This is a genomic window from Salmonella sp. 741265116_PST (assembly GCF_046567715.1).
In the GTDB taxonomy this organism is placed as follows: Bacteria; Pseudomonadota; Gammaproteobacteria; order Enterobacterales; family Enterobacteriaceae; genus Salmonella; species Salmonella enterica.
Window position 1 is genome coordinate 19,442 of sequence record NZ_JBKFPH010000013.1, and the last position, 12,892, is coordinate 32,333.

The 12,892-nt window shown below is 55.8% G+C and carries 16 protein-coding genes; 14 read left to right on the plus strand and 2 right to left on the minus strand.

What is annotated here, in order from left to right; genetic code table 11:
- Nucleotides 1–22: 22 nt before the first annotated feature.
- Nucleotides 23–436, minus strand: coding sequence for a lipoprotein YedD (gene yedD / locus ACLD11_RS11065; RefSeq protein WP_000754694.1), 414 nt, complete (start codon nt 434–436; stop codon nt 23–25).
- 185 nt (nt 437–621) lie between these two features.
- On the opposite strand from yedD, the gene yedE reads away from it, so the two are divergent.
- The 3 genes from yedE to ACLD11_RS11080 all read left to right on the plus strand — a co-directional run bounded on the left by yedE (nt 622) and on the right by ACLD11_RS11080 (nt 2,708).
- The gene (gene yedE / locus ACLD11_RS11070) at nt 622–1,827 is read left to right on the plus strand and encodes a selenium metabolism membrane protein YedE/FdhT (protein ID WP_001531105.1); all 1,206 of its coding nucleotides are present in this window, start codon (nt 622–624) and stop codon (nt 1,825–1,827) included.
- A complete protein-coding gene (gene yedF / locus ACLD11_RS11075) occupies nt 1,824–2,057 on the plus strand; it encodes a sulfurtransferase-like selenium metabolism protein YedF (RefSeq protein WP_000790504.1) in 234 nt (77 codons plus the stop codon). The genes yedE and yedF overlap by 4 nt, the downstream gene beginning before the upstream one ends.
- Nucleotides 2,058–2,321: 264 nt before the next feature.
- A complete protein-coding gene (locus ACLD11_RS11080) occupies nt 2,322–2,708 on the plus strand; it encodes a hypothetical protein (RefSeq protein ID WP_077944706.1) in 387 nt (128 codons plus the stop codon).
- A 120-nt stretch (nt 2,709–2,828) separates the two neighbouring features.
- On the opposite strand, the gene fliE is transcribed toward ACLD11_RS11080, so the two are convergent.
- The gene (gene fliE / locus ACLD11_RS11085) at nt 2,829–3,143 is read right to left on the minus strand and encodes a flagellar hook-basal body complex protein FliE (RefSeq protein WP_000719037.1); all 315 of its coding nucleotides are present in this window, start codon (nt 3,141–3,143) and stop codon (nt 2,829–2,831) included.
- Between the two features lie 216 nt (nt 3,144–3,359).
- Between fliE and fliF the strand changes: the two genes are divergently transcribed.
- From fliF to fliP, 11 genes are all read left to right on the plus strand, one after another.
- Nucleotides 3,360–5,042: a flagellar basal-body MS-ring/collar protein FliF gene (gene fliF / locus ACLD11_RS11090; protein ID WP_023202360.1), complete on the plus strand. Its 1,683-nt coding sequence runs from the start codon at nt 3,360–3,362 to the stop codon at nt 5,040–5,042.
- Nucleotides 5,035–6,030 carry a flagellar motor switch protein FliG gene (fliG, locus tag ACLD11_RS11095; RefSeq protein WP_023202361.1) on the plus strand — a complete coding sequence of 332 codons (996 nt, stop codon included), beginning with the start codon at nt 5,035–5,037 and terminating at the stop codon, nt 6,028–6,030. The genes fliF and fliG overlap by 8 nt, the downstream gene beginning before the upstream one ends.
- A complete protein-coding gene (gene fliH, locus ACLD11_RS11100; protein ID WP_000064158.1) occupies nt 6,023–6,730 on the plus strand; it encodes a flagellar assembly protein FliH in 708 nt (235 codons plus the stop codon). The genes fliG and fliH overlap by 8 nt, the downstream gene beginning before the upstream one ends.
- Nucleotides 6,730–8,100, plus strand: coding sequence for a flagellar protein export ATPase FliI (gene fliI / locus ACLD11_RS11105; RefSeq protein WP_000213257.1), 1,371 nt, complete (start codon nt 6,730–6,732; stop codon nt 8,098–8,100). Before fliH ends, fliI begins: the two co-directional genes overlap by 1 nt.
- Before the next feature lie 21 nt (nt 8,101–8,121).
- Complete coding sequence (gene fliJ, locus ACLD11_RS11110; RefSeq protein ID WP_000046981.1) at nt 8,122–8,565, plus strand: flagellar export protein FliJ; 444 nt, start codon at nt 8,122–8,124, stop codon at nt 8,563–8,565.
- Nucleotides 8,562–9,785, plus strand: coding sequence for a flagellar hook length control protein FliK (gene fliK / locus ACLD11_RS11115; protein WP_411014907.1), 1,224 nt, complete (start codon nt 8,562–8,564; stop codon nt 9,783–9,785). The genes fliJ and fliK overlap by 4 nt, the downstream gene beginning before the upstream one ends.
- 104 nt (nt 9,786–9,889) lie before the next feature.
- Complete coding sequence (gene fliL, locus ACLD11_RS11120; RefSeq protein WP_411012189.1) at nt 9,890–10,357, plus strand: flagellar basal body-associated protein FliL; 468 nt, start codon at nt 9,890–9,892, stop codon at nt 10,355–10,357.
- Between the two features lie 4 nt (nt 10,358–10,361).
- Nucleotides 10,362–11,366 (plus strand): flagellar motor switch protein FliM, encoded by a 1,005-nt coding sequence (gene fliM / locus ACLD11_RS11125; protein ID WP_000502811.1) that lies wholly within the window; start codon nt 10,362–10,364, stop codon nt 11,364–11,366.
- Complete coding sequence (gene fliN, locus ACLD11_RS11130; RefSeq protein ID WP_001282115.1) at nt 11,363–11,776, plus strand: flagellar motor switch protein FliN; 414 nt, start codon at nt 11,363–11,365, stop codon at nt 11,774–11,776. The genes fliM and fliN overlap by 4 nt, the downstream gene beginning before the upstream one ends.
- Nucleotides 11,776–12,153 carry a flagellar biosynthetic protein FliO gene (gene fliO, locus ACLD11_RS11135; protein ID WP_000978276.1) on the plus strand — a complete coding sequence of 126 codons (378 nt, stop codon included), beginning with the start codon at nt 11,776–11,778 and terminating at the stop codon, nt 12,151–12,153. Before fliN ends, fliO begins: the two co-directional genes overlap by 1 nt.
- Entirely contained in the window at nt 12,153–12,890 is a 738-nt protein-coding gene (gene fliP / locus ACLD11_RS11140; protein ID WP_001253414.1) for a flagellar type III secretion system pore protein FliP, read from the plus strand. Before fliO ends, fliP begins: the two co-directional genes overlap by 1 nt.
- Nucleotides 12,891–12,892: the final 2 nt, after the last annotated feature.

Consider the following 12,892-nt stretch of genomic DNA (forward strand, 5'->3'; position numbering starts at 1 on the left):
AGAGCGCTGCCGGGAAGCGAAATTACGGCAGCGGCGTCGGCAGCGGCGTTTTTTCTAACGCGGCGGCGCACTCCGGCGTCGGACGAGCGACCCGTTGCAGCGTCATGCCATCATATTCCAGGGTATTCCCGTCGCGCTCAATCTCATAGAGCTCACGCTTAACCGTAACATTGGTTAAGTCATCGGAGAGCATGGTCAGCTTGCCCGGCAGAGCAATAACGCGCTGCCATTGGCGGCAGTCCAGCGTATCGCCTTCTTTAGTCACCACCAGGCTGGCGATAGCTTCAGGGCTCACCAGCTTACGTTGCGGGCCTTTTGACTGCCAGTACCCTTCCAGACCGGCCGGCGCGGGCGTTTTCACCACATCATTATAGTTTTCCACCTCGGCGCATCCGGCCAGAACCAGCAATGCGCCAACGATCGCTACTTTTTTCATCATTCATCCTGCATCAGAAGAAAGAGGAATTGTGGCATTAAAGCTCTGACGCCGCCAGCCTTTCCAGGCGCTGGCCGCAATTTGATCCAGTCGGTATTACCGCTTATTAGGTGTAGGCAAATTCTGTGATCGGTGTAGTATGCGCACTTCTTGTTTCACACCTTCTGAGTTCAGAGGCTAAACACATGTCATGGCAACACTTCAAGCAAACCTGGTTAATTAAATTCTGGGCGCCGGCCCCTGCGGTGATCGCAGCCGGTATTCTCTCTACCTACTATTTTGGCATCACCGGCACGTTCTGGGCCGTGACGGGCGAATTTACCCGCTGGGGCGGGCAAATTTTGCAGCTTTTTGGCGTCCATGCCGAACAGTGGGGCTACTACAAGCTGATTCATCTGGAGGGTACGCCGCTGACGCGTATCGACGGCATGATGATCCTCGGCATGTTCGGCGGCTGTTTCGCCGCGGCGCTGTGGGCCAACAACGTAAAACTGCGTATGCCGCGCAGCCGAATCCGTATCGTACAGGCGGTGGTCGGAGGCATGATCGCTGGCTTCGGCGCGCGTCTGGCGATGGGGTGTAACCTGGCCGCCTTTTTTACCGGAATCCCGCAGTTCTCCCTACACGCGTGGTTCTTTGCGCTGGCGACCGCTATCGGCTCCTGGTTCGGCGCCCGCTTTACGTTGCTGCCGATATTTCGCATACCGGTGAAAATGCAAAAGGTCTCCGCGGCTTCGCCACTGACGCAGAAACCGGATCAGGCAAGACGGCGTTTCAGGCTCGGTATGCTGGTCTTTATCGGCATGATTGGCTGGGCGTTATTAACAGCAATGCATCAGCCGAAACTGGGGCTGGCGATGCTGTTCGGCGTCGGGTTTGGGCTGCTGATCGAGCGCGCGCAAATCTGCTTTACTTCGGCCTTTCGCGATCTGTGGATCTCCGGACGCGCCCATATGGCGAAAGCGATTATTTTCGGCATGGCGGTCAGCGCTATTGGTATTTTCAGCTACGTGCAGTTGGGCGTTGCACCTAAAATTATGTGGGCTGGGCCGAATGCGGTCATTGGCGGACTGCTGTTCGGTTTTGGCATCGTGCTGGCGGGCGGCTGCGAAACCGGCTGGATGTACCGCGCCGTAGAAGGCCAGGTGCATTACTGGTGGGTGGGCCTCGGCAATGTCATCGGTTCGACCATCCTGGCTTACTACTGGGATGATTTCGCGCCCGCGCTGGCGACCAGTTGGGATAAAGTTAACCTGCTGAATACCTTTGGTCCGCTGGGCGGTCTGCTGGTCACCTACCTGTTATTATTTGCCGCGCTGATGTTAATTATCGGCTGGGAAAAACGTTTTTTCCGCCGTGCGGGGCTGACGCCTGCTAAGGAATCTGTATGAAAAATATCGTCCCTGATTACCGTCTGGATATGGTTGGCGAACCTTGTCCGTACCCGGCGGTCGCCACTCTGGAAGCGATGCCGCAGTTAAAAAAAGGTGAGATCCTGGAGGTGGTGAGCGACTGTCCGCAATCCATTAATAATATTCCGCTGGATGCGCGCAATCACGGCTATACGGTGCTGGATATTCAGCAGGATGGCCCGACAATTCGTTATCTGATTCAAAAATAAGCGCATACTCCCGCTGTACGTTACGGCGGGAGACCTTTTACGGCGTAACCGGCAAAAATCTAAAACGCATAAAAGAAATCAGACAAGGTCGTCTTGTGCGCCGTGGCATAAATCTATTATATAACGTATACCGTTTTAATTTTGTCTGAGCCGATGAAAAATCCAGGGTTATTTTAATCAAAATATAAAATAATTATTATTTTCCGTCTACGTCATAAAAGACTATCAGATATTAATACTTTTACTCACTGACGTCATCAGGTGATGATTTATTTATGCACAGCAGAAGCCAAAAAAATGATAAAAATTATTTTCATCTCCATTATTGGAGTCGTCTGTCTTGCCGCTGCCCGTTACTCACCCGTCACAGTGGTCAATGCACATCCGAGCGTCATTGCCCGCTGTCTCGCTGATAATCTGTCCCCGTATGGGTATATACTGGATCTCCATGAAACAGATATTCCAGGCATTAGTAAAGAATTTACCGTGTATTATCGCAACGGTGTATATATTGCAGGAACATTCTGGATTGCAAACTCAATGACAACAGCGCCAGAACGAATAGTAGGAATGAATGGCGTCAGTAAACAGGCGTACCCTATTTTTAATAAGTCTCTGCAACAATGTGCAACCCGCCTATCAATAAAATGAGCGCGCCTCGCAAAAAACAAGCCCACATAATCACGCACTGGTTGCATGGGCGTCGCGTCCCCCGCCGCTGACTGAGGTAAGCGCCCGGGAGTTCGCTGCGGATGTGTTGTCAGCTCTGGCTTAAACCTGCATGGACATGACTTCCTGATACGCGGCGACCAGCTTGTTGCGCACCTGAATCCCCATTTGCATGGAGACGGACGCTTTTTGCATATCGGCCATCACGTCATTAAGCGCAATGCCCGGCTCACCCAGAGTGAATTTTTCCGCCTGAACGCGCGCCGCCGTCTGTCTGTCGCTAATACGATCCAGCGCAGCATGTAGCTGGCCAGCAAAACTCACCGTCGACTGCGAGTGCGTGTCTTGCCCGCGCGCGGCCATCGCCGTCGCCTGTAACTGGCTAATAACCCCTTCAATCCCCTGTATTGCTGCCATGCTATTCCCCTGGATGATTTTTTACACAGCAGAGATTACCAGTTTGTCAATAAGATAAAGGCGTTAAATAACGATAAAAAACCTCGGTTTTTAGCGCATAGAAAAATTCGAAACCACAAATAATGAGACCGTCAATTTTTCGAGTTTGCTGACCCGGGAGTGAGTCTTGTTCCACTTTGCAAAAAACGCCGTCCACGATCAGTCACGAGGTGCGAGATGAGTGCGACTGCATCGGCTGCAACCCAACCTAAACCTCTCGAGTGGCTTAATCGCCTACGCGCGAATCCCCGAATTCCGTTAATTGTGGCGGGTTCCGCTGCCGTGGCGATCGTCGTTGCGATGGTGCTGTGGGCCAAAACGCCCGATTACCGCACGCTATTTAGCAACCTTTCCGATCAGGACGGCGGCGCGATCGTCGCGCAGTTGACCCAGATGAATATCCCCTATCGCTTTGCCAATGGTAGCGGCGCGATTGAAGTGCCCGCCGACAAAGTGCATGAACTGCGTCTGCGTCTGGCGCAGCAGGGACTGCCTAAAGGCGGCGCGGTAGGCTTTGAACTGCTTGATCAGGAAAAATTCGGAATCAGTCAGTTCAGCGAGCAGGTGAATTATCAGCGCGCGCTGGAAGGTGAACTGGCCCGGACGATCGAGACTCTGGGTCCGGTAAAAAGCGCCCGCGTTCACCTGGCGATGCCAAAGCCGTCGCTATTTGTGCGGGAACAAAAATCCCCTTCCGCCTCCGTCACCGTCACACTGGAACCGGGCCGGGCGCTGGATGAAGGACAAATTAGCGCTGTGGTACATCTGGTTTCCAGCGCTGTCGCCGGTTTGCCGCCAGGAAACGTCACTCTGGTCGATCAATCCGGTCATCTGCTCACGCAATCCAATACCAGCGGTCGCGACCTTAATGACGCGCAATTAAAATTTGCTAATGATGTGGAAAGCCGCATCCAACGCCGTATCGAAGCCATTCTGTCGCCTATCGTCGGGAACGGTAATGTTCACGCTCAGGTAACCGCCCAGTTGGATTTTGCCAATAAAGAACAGACGGAAGAGCACTACAGCCCGAACGGCGATGCGTCGAAGGCCACCCTGCGTTCACGTCAGTTGAATATTAGCGAACAGGTAGGCGCGGGCTATCCCGGCGGCGTGCCTGGCGCGCTGTCGAACCAACCAGCGCCGCCTAACGAGGCGCCGATCGCCACGCCGCCGACCAATCAACAAAACGCGCAGAATACGCTACAAACCAGCACCAGTACCAACAGTAACAGCGCTGGCCCGCGCAATACACAGCGTAATGAAACCAGTAATTACGAAGTGGACCGCACCATTCGTCACACCAAAATGAATGTGGGCGATATTGAGCGTCTCTCCGTGGCCGTCGTGGTGAATTACAAAACGCTGGCGGATGGCAAACCGCTGCCATTGACCGCCGATCAGATGAAACAGATCGAGAATTTAACCCGTGAGGCGATGGGTTTTTCTGATAAACGCGGCGATACGCTAAACGTGGTGAATTCACCGTTTAGCGCAGTGGATGAAACCGGCGGCGAACTGCCCTTCTGGCAACAGCAGTCCTTTATTGATCAGTTGCTCGCGGCAGGTCGTTGGTTACTGGTGCTGGTGGTGGCCTGGATTCTGTGGCGCAAAGCGGTACGTCCGCAGTTGACGCGCCGCGTTGAAGAAGCGAAAGCGGCGCAGGAACAGGCACAGGTTCGCCAGGAAACCGAAGAAGCCGTGGAAGTACGCCTTAGCAAAGACGAGCAGCTCCAGCAACGCCGGGCTAACCAGCGTCTGGGCGCTGAGGTGATGAGCCAGCGTATTCGCGAAATGTCAGACAACGATCCGCGCGTAGTGGCGCTGGTCATTCGCCAGTGGATGAGTAACGATCATGAGTAATCTTAGCGGTATCGATAAAAGCGTCATTTTGTTGATGACCATTGGCGAAGACCGGGCGGCAGAGGTGTTTAAACACCTCTCCACCCGCGAAGTGCAGGCGCTAAGTACGGCGATGGCTAACGTGCGTCAGATCTCCAACAAACAACTGACGGACGTACTATCAGAGTTTGAGCAAGAAGCGGAGCAGTTCGCCGCGCTGAATATCAACGCCAACGAATACCTGCGCTCCGTACTGATTAAAGCGCTGGGCGAAGAACGCGCCTCCAGCCTGCTGGAAGATATTCTGGAAACGCGCGATACCACCAGCGGTATCGAAACGCTCAACTTTATGGAACCGCAGAGTGCCGCCGACCTGATTCGCGACGAACACCCGCAGATTATCGCCACCATTCTGGTCCACCTCAAACGCAGTCAGGCCGCCGATATTCTGGCGCTGTTTGACGAGCGTCTGCGTCATGATGTGATGCTGCGTATCGCGACATTTGGCGGCGTACAGCCGGCGGCGCTGGCGGAGTTGACCGAAGTGCTGAATGGCCTGCTCGACGGTCAGAACCTGAAACGCAGCAAAATGGGCGGCGTAAGAACCGCGGCAGAAATTATCAACCTGATGAAAACGCAGCAGGAAGAAGCGGTTATTACCGCAGTGCGCGAATTCGACGGCGAACTGGCGCAGAAAATCATCGACGAGATGTTCCTGTTCGAAAATCTGGTGGATGTGGACGATCGCAGTATCCAGCGTCTGCTGCAGGAAGTGGATTCCGAATCGCTGCTGATCGCTCTGAAAGGCGCCGAACCGCCATTACGCGAGAAGTTCCTGCGCAATATGTCCCAGCGCGCCGCCGATATCCTGCGCGACGACCTTGCCAACCGTGGCCCGGTTCGTCTGTCTCAGGTGGAAAACGAGCAGAAAGCGATTCTGCTTATTGTGCGTCGTCTGGCGGAAACCGGCGAAATGGTGATTGGCAGCGGCGAGGATACCTATGTCTAATGAATTGCCGTGGCAAGTCTGGACCCCCGACGATCTCGCCCCGCCGCCAGAAACGTTTGTGCCGGTTGAGGCTGATAACGTGACCTTGACAGACGATACGCCGGAGCCCGAACTCACTGCCGAACAGCAGCTGGAGCAGGAGCTGGCGCAGCTAAAAATACAGGCCCATGAACAAGGTTATAACGCCGGGCTGGCGGAGGGACGGCAAAAAGGACACGCGCAGGGATACCAGGAAGGGTTAGCGCAGGGGCTGGAGCAAGGACAAGCCCAGGCGCAGACGCAGCAGGCGCCGATTCATGCCCGTATGCAGCAGTTAGTGAGCGAGTTTCAGAACACGCTTGACGCGCTCGATAGCGTTATCGCCTCACGGCTGATGCAAATGGCCCTGGAGGCTGCGCGTCAGGTCATCGGCCAAACGCCGGCGGTGGACAACTCAGCGCTGATTAAACAGATCCAACAACTGTTGCAGCAAGAGCCGCTCTTTAGCGGCAAGCCGCAGTTGCGCGTGCATCCGGACGACTTACAGCGGGTGGAAGAGATGCTGGGCGCCACGCTCAGTCTTCACGGATGGCGGTTGCGCGGGGACCCAACGTTGCATCACGGCGGGTGTAAAGTCTCTGCCGATGAGGGCGATCTGGACGCCAGCGTCGCCACTCGCTGGCAAGAGTTGTGTCGCCTGGCGGCGCCGGGAGTGCTCTGATGACCACGCGCCTGACCCGCTGGCTTACCGCGCTCGACAACTTTGAAGCAAAAATGGCGTTATTGCCGGCGGTGCGTCGTTATGGACGTTTAACCCGCGCCACGGGCCTGGTACTGGAGGCCACCGGTCTCCAGCTTCCGCTGGGCGCCACCTGCATTATTGAGCGCCAGGACGGCCCTGAAACCAAAGAGGTGGAATCGGAAGTCGTCGGTTTTAATGGCCAGCGTCTGTTTTTAATGCCGCTGGAAGAGGTCGAAGGCATTCTGCCCGGAGCCCGCGTTTACGCCCGTAACGGGCATGGCGACGGTCTGCAAAGCGGCAAACAGCTACCGCTCGGCCCGGCCCTGCTTGGTCGGGTGCTGGATGGCGGCGGTAAACCGCTCGACGGACTGCCTGCGCCGGATACGCTGGAAACCGGCGCGTTAATCACGCCGCCGTTTAACCCGCTACAGCGAACGCCAATCGAACATGTGCTGGATACCGGCGTACGCGCTATCAACGCGTTGTTAACCGTAGGGCGCGGTCAGCGTATGGGACTCTTTGCCGGTTCCGGCGTCGGTAAATCGGTTCTGCTTGGCATGATGGCGCGCTACACGCGGGCGGACGTGATTGTCGTGGGACTTATCGGCGAACGTGGCCGCGAAGTTAAAGATTTTATCGAAAATATTCTCGGCCCCGACGGTCGCGCGCGTTCGGTGGTGATTGCCGCCCCGGCGGATGTTTCGCCGCTGCTGCGAATGCAGGGCGCCGCCTATGCCACCCGCATCGCCGAAGACTTTCGCGATCGCGGACAGCATGTGTTGCTGATTATGGATTCGCTGACGCGCTATGCGATGGCGCAGCGTGAAATTGCGCTGGCAATCGGCGAACCGCCAGCCACCAAAGGTTATCCGCCCTCGGTGTTCGCAAAGCTGCCGGCGCTGGTCGAACGTGCCGGTAATGGCATCCACGGCGGCGGCTCTATCACCGCGTTTTATACCGTGTTGACCGAGGGGGACGACCAACAAGATCCCATTGCCGACTCGGCACGCGCAATCCTCGACGGGCACATTGTCTTGTCCCGCCGTCTGGCGGAGGCCGGGCACTATCCGGCCATTGATATCGAGGCGTCAATCAGCCGGGCGATGACCGCGCTCATTACCGAGCAGCACTATGCGCGGGTACGGCTATTTAAACAGTTGCTTTCCAGTTTCCAGCGTAACCGCGATCTGGTCAGCGTCGGCGCCTATGCCAAAGGCAGCGATCCGATGCTCGATAAAGCCATTACCTTATGGCCGCAACTGGAAGCGTTTTTACAGCAAGGCATTTTTGAACGGGCCGACTGGGAAGACTCTCTGCAGGCGCTCGATTTAATTTTCCCGACGGTGTGATAAAGCAGGAAGGCGACGATCATGGCACAACATGGCGCTCTGGAAACACTCAAAGATCTGGCCGAAAAAGAGGTAGATGACGCGGCGCGTTTACTGGGCGAAATGCGTCGCGGCTGCCAACAGGCGGAAGAACAGCTCAAAATGCTGATCGATTATCAGAATGAGTATCGCAGTAATTTGAACACCGATATGGGCAACGGCATCGCCAGTAATCGCTGGATCAACTATCAGCAGTTTATTCAGACACTGGAAAAGGCGATAGAGCAGCATCGCCTCCAGCTTACGCAGTGGACGCAAAAAGTCGACCTGGCGCTGAAGAGCTGGCGTGAGAAAAAGCAGCGACTTCAGGCCTGGCAAACCTTACAGGACCGACAAACCGCGGCAGCGCTGTTAGCTGAAAACCGCATGGATCAGAAAAAGATGGATGAATTTGCTCAGCGTGCAGCAATGAGGAAACCCGAATGATCACCCTGCCCCAACTGATCACCACCGATACCGACATGACCGCGGGTCTGACGTCAGGAAAAACCACCGGTTCAGCCGAGGACTTTCTGGCGCTCCTGGCGGGCGCGTTAGGCGCAGACGGCGCACAGGGCAAAGACGCCCGCATCACGCTGGCCGATTTACAGGCGGCAGGCGGCAAATTATCGAAAGGGTTACTGACCCAACATGGCGAGCCGGGCCAGGCGGCGAAGCTTGCCGACCTGCTGGCGCAAAAAGCGAATGCGACGGATGAAACGCTTACCGATCTGACACAAGCGCAGCATCTACTGTCTACGCTAACGCCATCGTTGAAAACCAGCGCCCTGGCCGCATTGAGTAAAACGGCGCAGCATGATGAGAAAACGCCCGCGCTGAGCGATGAGGATCTTGCCAGTCTGAGCGCTTTATTCGCCATGCTGCCCGGACTACCTGTCGCGACGCCTGTCGCCGGAGAGACGCCGGCTGAAAATCACATCGCCTTGCCGTCACTGTTGCGCGGCGACATGCCATCGGCGCCGCAGGAAGAGACACATACGCTCTCTTTTAGCGAGCATGAAAAAGGGAAAACCGAGGCGTCGCTTGCGCGCGCCAGCGACGATCGCGCCACGGGGCCATCACTGACGCCGCTGGTGGTTGCTGCCGCCGCGACCAGCGCGAAAGTGGAGGTGGATAGCCCGTCCGCGCCAGTAACGCATGGCGCGGCAATGCCGACGCTCAGCAGCGCCACGGCGCAACCGCAACCGCTACCTGTCGCCTCAGCCCCGGTACTCAGCGCGCCGTTAGGCAGCCATGAATGGCAGCAAACGTTCAGTCAGCAGGTCATGTTATTTACGCGTCAGGGACAGCAAAGCGCGCAGCTTCGATTGCATCCGGAAGAGTTAGGTCAGGTGCATATTTCGCTCAAGCTGGATGACAATCAGGCGCAGCTCCAGATGGTATCGCCGCACAGCCATGTCCGCGCCGCGCTGGAAGCCGCTCTACCCATGTTGCGCACTCAGTTGGCGGAAAGCGGCATTCAGTTGGGACAAAGCAGTATCAGTAGCGAAAGCTTTGCCGGACAGCAGCAGTCTTCATCGCAACAGCAGTCTGCCCGCGCCCAACACCCGGACGCGTTTGGCGCTGAAGATGACATAGCGTTAGCGGCGCCGGCCTCGCTTCAGACCGCCGCGCGCGGCAATGGCGCAGTGGATATCTTCGCCTAACGCCAGAGGTAGCATGATTATCCGCGTCTTTTCCACGCTTTGTCGTGGACAGGACACGGGATAATCAGCCAATAAGCAGTACCGAAACAGGAAGCCCGTATTAGATGACTGACTCCGCGATTAACAAAAAGAGCAAACGCTCGATTTGGATACCTTTGCTGGTGTTGATTACCCTCGCCGCCTGCGCGACCGCCGGTTATAGCTACTGGCGTATGCAGCAGCAACCGACCACGAACGCTACAGCGGAACCGGCTCCGCCGCCTGCGCCGGTATTTTTTGCGCTGGATACGTTTACCGTCAATCTGGGCGATGCGGATCGCGTGTTGTATATCGGCGTGACCCTGCGTCTGAAAGACGAAGCGACGCGTGCGCGATTAAATGAATATCTGCCGGAAGTGCGCAGCCGTCTGCTGTTGTTGTTTTCCCGCCAGAATGCCGCCGAGCTCTCAACACAAGCTGGCAAACAAAAACTGATTGCCGCCATTAAAGAGACGCTGGCCGCGCCGCTCGTTGCCGGACAACCAAAACAGGTCGTCACTGACGTGCTTTATACAGCTTTTATTCTGCGGTAACGATATGGGCGATAGTATTCTTTCTCAGGCTGAAATCGACGCGCTGTTGAACGGCGACAGCGACACCAAAGACGAACCCACTCCCGGTATCGCAAGCGATAGCGATATTCGCCCTTACGATCCCAATACCCAGCGTCGCGTCGTGCGTGAACGCTTGCAGGCGCTGGAGATTATTAACGAGCGTTTCGCACGCCAGTTCCGGATGGGATTATTTAACCTGCTGCGCCGCAGCCCGGATATTACCGTGGGCGCCATACGTATTCAGCCGTATCACGAATTTGCGCGTAACCTGCCGGTACCGACCAACCTGAACCTGATCCACCTGAAGCCGCTACGCGGCACCGGGCTGGTGGTGTTTTCGCCGAGTCTGGTGTTTATTGCCGTCGATAACTTGTTCGGCGGTGACGGCCGTTTTCCGACCAAAGTCGAGGGCCGCGAGTTTACCCATACGGAACAGCGTGTCATCAACCGTATGCTGAAACTGGCGCTGGAAGGCTATAGCGACGCATGGAAAGCCATTAATCCGCTGGAAGTGGAGTATGTGCGTTCCGAAATGCAGGTGAAATTTACCAATATCACCACCTCGCCGAACGATATCGTCGTCAATACGCCGTTTCATGTGGAGATCGGCAATCTGACCGGTGAATTTAACATCTGTCTGCCATTTAGCATGATCGAGCCGCTGCGTGAGCTGCTGGTGAATCCGCCGCTGGAAAACTCGCGCCATGAAGATCAGAACTGGCGTGATAACCTGGTACGCCAGGTTCAGCACTCTGAACTGGAGCTGGTGGCCAATTTTGCCGATATTCCGTTACGTCTTTCCCAGATTTTGAAGCTGAAACCCGGCGATGTACTGCCGATTGAAAAACCCGACCGCATTATTGCTCATGTGGACGGCGTTCCGGTACTCACCAGCCAATATGGCACCGTAAACGGACAGTATGCGCTACGCGTAGAACATTTGATCAACCCAATTTTGAATTCGCTGAATGAGGAACAGCCCAAATGAGTGACATGAATAATCCGTCCGATGAGAATACTGGCGCATTGGATGATCTGTGGGCTGACGCGTTAAACGAGCAAAAAGCGACCACCACTAAAAGCGCCGCCGACGCGGTTTTCCAACAGCTTGGCGGCGGCGATGTCAGCGGTGCTATGCAGGATATCGATCTGATTATGGATATCCCGGTCAAACTGACCGTAGAGCTGGGCCGCACGCGAATGACCATTAAAGAACTGTTGCGTCTGACGCAGGGGTCGGTCGTCGCGCTGGACGGGCTGGCCGGCGAGCCGCTGGATATCCTGATTAATGGCTACCTGATTGCCCAGGGTGAAGTGGTCGTCGTGGCGGATAAATACGGCGTACGTATCACCGATATTATTACGCCATCCGAGCGTATGCGTCGTTTGAGTCGTTAATGATGAAGACAGAGGCCACGGTTTCTCAGCCCACCGCGCCAGCCGGATCGCCGCTCATGCAGGTGAGCGGCGCATTAATTGGCATTATTGCGCTCATTCTGGCGGCGGCCTGGGTGATTAAGCGTATGGGATTCGCGCCCAAAGGAAATAGCGTCCGGGGGCTCAAGGTGTCAGCCAGCGCCTCGCTTGGCCCGCGCGAACGCGTGGTGATTGTCGAGGTCGAAAATGCGCGTCTGGTACTGGGCGTGACCGCCTCGCAGATCAACCTGCTGCACACCCTGCCGCCCGCGGAGAATGACACGGAAGCACCCGTTGCCCCACCGGCGGATTTCCAGAACATGATGAAGAGCTTACTCAAGCGTTCCGGGAGATCCTGATGCGCCGTTTGTTATTCCTTTCTCTGGCGGGTCTGTGGCTTTTTAGTCCCGTCGCTGCTGCGCAACTGCCGGGGCTTATCAGCCAACCATTAGCGGGCGGAGGCCAAAGCTGGTCATTATCCGTCCAGACGCTGGTTTTCATCACCTCGCTGACGTTTCTGCCGGCGATTTTACTGATGATGACGAGCTTCACGCGTATCATCATTGTTTTTGGCCTGTTGCGTAACGCGCTGGGCACGCCCTCGGCACCGCCAAATCAGGTGTTACTCGGACTGGCGTTGTTTTTGACCTTTTTTATTATGTCGCCCGTCATTGACAAGATTTACGTGGACGCTTACCAGCCGTTTAGCGAGCAGAAAATTTCTATGCAGGAAGCGCTGGATAAAGGCGCGCAACCGTTACGCGCGTTCATGTTGCGCCAAACCCGCGAAGCCGATCTGGCGCTGTTTGCCCGTCTGGCCAATAGCGGTCCGTTACAGGGACCGGAAGCAGTACCGATGCGTATCCTCCTGCCCGCTTATGTCACCAGCGAATTAAAGACGGCGTTTCAGATCGGTTTTACGATTTTCATCCCTTTTTTGATTATCGACCTGGTGATCGCCAGCGTATTGATGGCGTTGGGGATGATGATGGTGCCGCCAGCGACAATCGCCCTGCCGTTTAAGCTGATGCTGTTTGTGCTGGTCGATGGTTGGCAATTGCTTGTGGGGTCGCTGGCCCAAAGCTTTTACAGTTAGAG